This window comes from Halomonas sp. BC04, from assembly GCF_000568385.1.
In genome coordinates this window covers 1-5737 of the sequence record NZ_AZQX01000314.1, presented here as the reverse complement: position 1 = coordinate 5737, position 5737 = coordinate 1, and the positions used below count along the sequence as shown (strand labels likewise).

Below are 5737 nucleotides of genomic sequence, written 5' to 3'. Positions count from 1 at the left end.
ACCACCACGGCCAGGCGAGCAGGTCAGCGGCAAGCGTCGCCAGCGGCGGCGGCGGGCCTCCTGTTGCACGGCGGTGACGGGTGGCTCCTGTCGTCTCATGGCAGCCTCACGGGTTCTGCGCTGGCGGCACCGGTGGCAGGCGCAGCTCGGGTCGTGTGTCGTAGATGGCCATCAGGCCGCGATCATGCGCTCGTGGTCGCCGTCGAAGCGGGAAAGCTCATAGCAGCCCAGGGGGTTCTTCGGCGCATTGAGCAGGCACTTGTTGCAGAAGGTGCAGGGGCGTGCCGGCGCATCGTGCCCGGCCTGCCACTGCCGAGGCAGGTCGGGGTTGGCGATCAGCGCCCGGGCGCTGGAGACGGCGTCGCAGGCCCCGCTGCCAATGGCTTCGCGCACCAGGGAGGCACGCTGATAGCCGCCGGTGCTGATCACCGGAATGCCTACCGCCTGGCGGACAGCGCGCGCCTCGTCCAGGCTCACCCCCTCCACGACATGACCGCGCTGGTGACGAAACCACAGCCAGCGAAAGATCCAGCGCAGCGACGCGTAGCGAAACAGCAGGTAGTTGCGAAAGGTGTCGACCCCGGCGGAGAGCATGGCATCGTAGGTGCTGGCGATGGTCTCGAAGGAGAAATCCCCCGGCGGGTTCAGGGGGTGGGGAAAGAGGCTGCCGACGGACACGTGCAGGGCGTCGGCGCCCGCCATTTCGGCCCAGCGACACACCTGCAGGCTCTCCGCCAGGGTATTGCCCTTGCTTTCCCAGGGCAGGATGTCGTTATGGTCCACGGCGCTGATCTTGACCTGCAGATGGAAGTCCGGGCCCACCCGCTCGCGAATGGCACGGATCACATCCAGCAGGAAGCGGGCCCGGTTGGCCAGCGACCCGCCGTAGCGGTCGCGCCGGTCATTGATCGCCGAGCTCAGGAACTGGGTGAACAGGTAGCCGTTGGCGGCGTGCAGCTCCACCCCGTCGAGGCCGGCCTCCCGGGCCCGCCAGGCCCCATCGGCGAAGGCCTGAATGGTGCGCTCGATCTCGTGGCCGCTCATCGCCCGGCACAGGAAACCGTGCAGGGCCTCCTTGTGGTCGGTGGCGCTGAGCGCCCGGCGATGCTGGTTATGGACCCCGGGGAGATCCATCTGCCGCCCGGAGTGGCTGAGCTGCATAATGAACTTGCAGTCGAAGCGGTGCACGGCCTCGCCGAGCCGCTGCCACAGCGGAATGAAGTCATCGCGGTGGATGGTGGCGTAGCCCGCCACGATTCGCCCTTCCATCTGCACCGGTACGAAGGAGGAGATGATCGCGCCCACCCCGCCCCGGGCGAACTGGCACTCCCAGTTGATGCGCGTCTGGGTCAGGCTGCCGTCCTCGTTGTCGAAGCGTCCGGAGATGTTCGAGCGGAACAGACGGTTCTTGACCTCCAGGTTGCGCCACTTCAGCGGCGAGAAGATCACATCCTCGCTCATCGTCCGCCCTCCCCTGACCGGGAAGCCATGGCCCGCTCCCAGATATCAGCCAGCAGCGCCAGGATGAAACGCTGGGCCGGACAACGCGCCCAGCTATCGCCCATGAAGGCCAACTCCCGGTCGCCGCTGCTCCGGACACCCTCGGCGAGTCGCAGCAGCACCAGATCGCCGGGCACCAGGCGACGCGGGGAACAGGGCGTCGAAAGCGGCGCCAGCACCTGGCGCAGCAGCGTTTCCGGCACGCTGAGGCAGCGCCCCAACACCGCGGTCAGCGGCAGGTGCGAGGCCCCCGGCGTGCCGGCCAGGGAGCGCATCGCCTCGAGCGACCCTACCAGGTTATGCACCGCCACGCTGGTGGCATGCAGGGTCATGGGGTCTCCCCGGGCGCTGTCATGCAGCAGTCGTCGGTCCCGGCGGAGTTGGCCACTGAGGCGCTGGAGCAGCGCCTTGAGGGCATTGACACGCGGATAGTCGTTGAGCCGCCGAGCAGCCGCAAAGCTCGCCTCGTCGGCGCGGTAATCGTCGTGGAATCGCCGCCCCAGTAACCCCTGGGCGGCGGGGCCCAGCGCCTCGGCTTCGGCCTGGCCGGCCACGACTTCCACCAGGGTCTTGAAGGCCGGGTCCTGGCGCCAGTTCGCTGCCTCGGCGCCCTCGTCCATCCGCCGCCTCAACTCGGCGTGGCGCGACTCGCGCCCCTTGGCCTCGCGGCTCAGGAGGGCAGGCAGCGGCTCAGCGTCGAAGACGAAGGCACCGCGCAGTCGGGCCAGACGCAGGCGGTTGATCACGCCGCCGCCGGGTGCCAGGGAGCGGTCGAGACGCGCATCCCCGTCGAGCAGGCGAATTTCCTGGGGGTCGGTGACCTCCAGGAGGCTGATCAGGCCGGGAACATGCAGGCGTCTGGCCACTCCACCTCCCACTCTATCCGTGCTAGCCGCGGTTCCATGGGAAGAAGGCATTGCGCACCCCCTCCAGCCGCGGCGCCAGTTCGGGGAAGTGACGGCCGATGACCGATTTCATGCCGTTGTTGTCGATCCACTCCATGCCCGCCCGGGTGTAGACCTCGGGGGTGTAGTCGTCAGTGAAGAAGCGATCGCTCTTGAGGCGTCGCGAAGCCATCAGGATAAAGATTCGGAAGGCGGTATCGCTGAAGGCGAAGCCGGGTGGCGGGGTCTCGGCCAGGCAACCGATCAGCAGGTCGACCTCTTCCACGTCGCCATAGACCGCCTCCAGTTGGCGCTGCCACTCGGGATTGTCGGTCAGCTCGGCAAAGCTCGCGGGGGCCGGCATGTCGATCAAGCGGCGGAAACGGCAGTAGCGCGGCACCCCACGCTCGCGGTCGCGCAGCACATCCACCGTGGCCAGGTCGATCACCCGATGGTGGGGCGCCTGCTTCTCGTGCTGCTGCAGGTGACTCGGAAAATTGTGCAGCACCAGGCGCCGGGATGGCTGGTGCCCAGGGAGTAGAGGGCATCGCTGAGCGACATCTCTTCATAGAGCGCCTGGGTCAGAGAGCCGGCCACCTCGGTGAGGCCGCACTCCTTGATCAGGGTGTCGTCATCCAGACGCCGGAAGCTGAAATCGTCGGGAATCAGCGGGTGCATGCGGTAGACGGCGCTGAACTCCTCGGTGATGGCGTAGGGCGCGGCATGGTGATCCACCGGCGAGCCGACGATGCCGCTGAACAATTCGCTGTCGCTGACACGCCCCCGGCTGCGGTAGAAGTGCTCGTCGAGCACGCCCCACCAGTTGGCGCGCATGCCGAGCCTCAACTCCGGCGTATCGAGCAGCGCCGGGGTCCACTCGACGGTATGGATCTTGGCAATCAGGGCCGCATTCACCAGCCGGGCCTTCTGGAACAGCCACTCGCCGTCGCGGTCAGGATGCTCGATGCGCAGCCGATCGACGATGGCGTTGTGCTCCCTGGCGAACAGGGTGTGCATCAGCGACAGCCCCACCCACCAGTTGCCGTTGGTACCGGCCAGTTCGATGCCATGCTCATCCAGCGGCAAGTGGCCATCGGGCTTGAGGTAGAGCTTGCCGTCAGCCAGCAGTTCACCGCTGTCGGGGTCGGTGCGCACCAGGCGCTGACGGCGCAGGCTGCTGCCGTAGATCTGGGAGGCGTCCCACCACTGGGTCTCGGTGTTGAGGAAGGTATTGGGATGCCCCTCATCGGCGGATGAGCGGGTGGTGTCGCGACGGCTACGCAGCACCGTCATGCGCTCCCAGGGCCAGTCATCGTCTTCGTCCAGGGGCACCTCATAGCGCTCGGCCTCGGTGTCATTGCTGCCATGGCTGAACCAGTCGTGGACCATGAACTGCAACCAGGCGGGGACCAGGACGTTGAGGGTGGTCGCCGGCACGAAGGGATCTCGCGTCATCAAGCGACGGCTGATCACCCGGGGACTCGGCGTCATCAGCCTCTCGCCGGTCTCGCCGAAGGTCTCGGCAGGCGGCACGTTGCGCCCGAAACGAGTATGCGCCTTGCCCATGGCGGGTTCCGCCAGGTCGTTGTAGCTGCCGTCGGCGGTGCGGAACTGGCGCACGTCGATGTTTTCCCGCTCGGGATCCTGCGGACGCTCCCGTTCAGTGGAGTAGAGGTTATGCCAGCGCAAGTTGCGGCGCAGAGCGACAAGATTGATGACAGCGATGGGAAAGGGAAACCGATACCACTGGCGGCGCCGATTGATGCGCCGAAACACCCGACCGAGCAAGCCACTGCCACGCTGACCGAACATGAGACTACTCCCTGAACAATGCCGTCGCTACCAACCCAATCTCCTCAAGGTCCAGAGGTCTCAGTTACACAAGTCTTACGTGACCTCACCGAACTTGACTACTAATCTCTAGCACAGGGTTTGACTTCTCACCAGCAAGAGACCGGGGAAGCATTAGGCTCTTGACGAGCAGGAGGCATCGGGGGATGGGCAGCTACGCAGCGGGTTTTCGTGCCATGGTACTGCTGGGAGTGGTGGCCAATCTCCTCTTCGCCCTGCCTGCGGTCTTTGCCCCCAACACGGTGATCACCTGGTAGGTGGAACCCCCGTTGCCGAGCCGGTATGGCCCGCCTTCGCCGCCTGGCTGCTTATTCTGCTCAGCCTGTTCTACCTGCCGGCGGCGTTCGACCCCTTTCACTACCGGGCCATCGCCATGCTGACGGTCCTGGCGCGTTTCGCCGGTGTGGTGTTCTTCACCTTGCTGCATCCGCAATTTCCGCTGTTCGCCCTGATCGACCTATTCTTCGGCGTGACCCAGGGTGTGTTGTTACTGCTGCTTCGACGGGCCGAAAGGACGGCATCACGCACTTGAGGAGAGACGGTCATGGCATCCAGCCCTCCTGACACTTCGAAGACCTCACGGCGCTGGCTGGCGTGGCTGGTCCTGCTGCTGATGGCTGGCGGGGTAATCGCAGCCGTTGGCTGGTACCAGCTATTCCGCGAGGAGCCACAGCGGTTCGACAGCGTCGAGGCCTACTACCTCTACGGCTCCATCGGCGCCGAGCAGGAAGAGGGCATTCCCTACTGGATCTGGCGCGTGCTGCCGGATGTCTTTCCCCAGCACCTGCCCGGGGAAGGCGGCTACGAGGCCCTGGGCATGCTCTGGGAGGAGGGCGAGCCAACCCCGGCCGGCTTCTCCAGGAAGACCATCGGCTTTCCGCGTATCGCCATCAACTGCGCGGCCTGCCATACCGCCAGCTACCGCATCGCTGAAGACGCCGAACGCCAGATCGTGCCCACCGGCCCCCACCAGACCTTCGACCCTCAGGCCTACCTGACCTTCCTGGGGGATGCCGCCAACGACCCGGACTTCACCGCCGCCACTCTGCTGTCGGCCATCGCGGAGGAGACCGACCTCTCCTGGCTCGACCGCCTGCTCTACCGTTTCCTGATCATTCCGCGGACCCGCGACGGGCTTCAGGAGCAGGCCGCGCGCTTCACCTGGACCGAGGAGCGCCCGCGCTGGGGACCGGGACGCATCGATCCCTTCAATCCAGTCAAGTTCCACCCCGACCTGCTGGCCCTGGACCCCGCCGAGGACGATACCATCGGCAACTCCGACATCATGCCGCTGTGGGCGATGGACGAGCAGGAGGGCTTCGCCCTGCACTGGGACGGCCTCAACGACTCCTTGACCGAGGTGGTGCTGAGCGGCGCCATCGGTGACGGCGCCCGCCCCGATTCGCTGCCCGTGGACGACCTCGCCGACCTGGAAGCGTACCTGCGCACCAAGCGCCCGCCGCCCTACCCCTTCCTCGACGCCCTCGATGCCGACCTGGCCG

The 5737-nt window shown here is 66.4% G+C and carries 4 protein-coding genes and 1 pseudogene; 2 read left to right on the top strand and 3 right to left on the bottom strand.

Features of this window, described 5'->3' with window-relative positions; translation table 11 throughout:
- Positions 1-171: 171 nt before the first annotated feature.
- From Q427_RS21305 to Q427_RS34565, 3 genes and pseudogenes are all read right to left on the bottom strand, one after another.
- A complete protein-coding gene (locus Q427_RS21305) occupies positions 172-1461 on the bottom strand; it encodes an NADH:flavin oxidoreductase (protein ID WP_043517117.1) in 1290 nt (429 codons plus the stop codon).
- Complete coding sequence (locus tag Q427_RS21300) at positions 1458-2366, bottom strand: hypothetical protein (protein WP_043517115.1); 909 nt, start codon at positions 2364-2366, stop codon at positions 1458-1460. Before Q427_RS21300 ends, Q427_RS21305 begins: the two co-directional genes overlap by 4 nt.
- 22 nt (positions 2367-2388) lie before the next feature.
- Positions 2389-3950: pseudogene (locus tag Q427_RS34565) on the bottom strand (peroxidase family protein).
- Between the two features lie 658 nt (positions 3951-4608).
- Here Q427_RS34565 and Q427_RS31560 point away from each other — a divergent pair.
- Together Q427_RS31560 and Q427_RS21290 are read left to right on the top strand one after the other, a co-directional pair.
- A complete protein-coding gene (locus Q427_RS31560; RefSeq protein WP_155833650.1) occupies positions 4609-4767 on the top strand; it encodes a hypothetical protein in 159 nt (52 codons plus the stop codon).
- Positions 4768-4779: 12 nt separating this feature from the next.
- On the top strand, positions 4780-5737 hold a 958-nt coding region (locus Q427_RS21290), incomplete at its 3' end, for a hypothetical protein (protein ID WP_043517114.1).

Excerpts from the sequence above, each read along its gene's own strand:
- Q427_RS21305 (WP_043517117.1), bottom strand. The coding sequence starts at position 1,461 with ATGAGCGAGGATGTGATCTTCTCGCCGCTGAAGTGGCGCAACCTGGAG.
- Q427_RS31560 (WP_155833650.1), top strand. The coding sequence starts at position 4,609 with ATGCTGACGGTCCTGGCGCGTTTCGCCGGTGTGGTGTTCTTCACCTTG.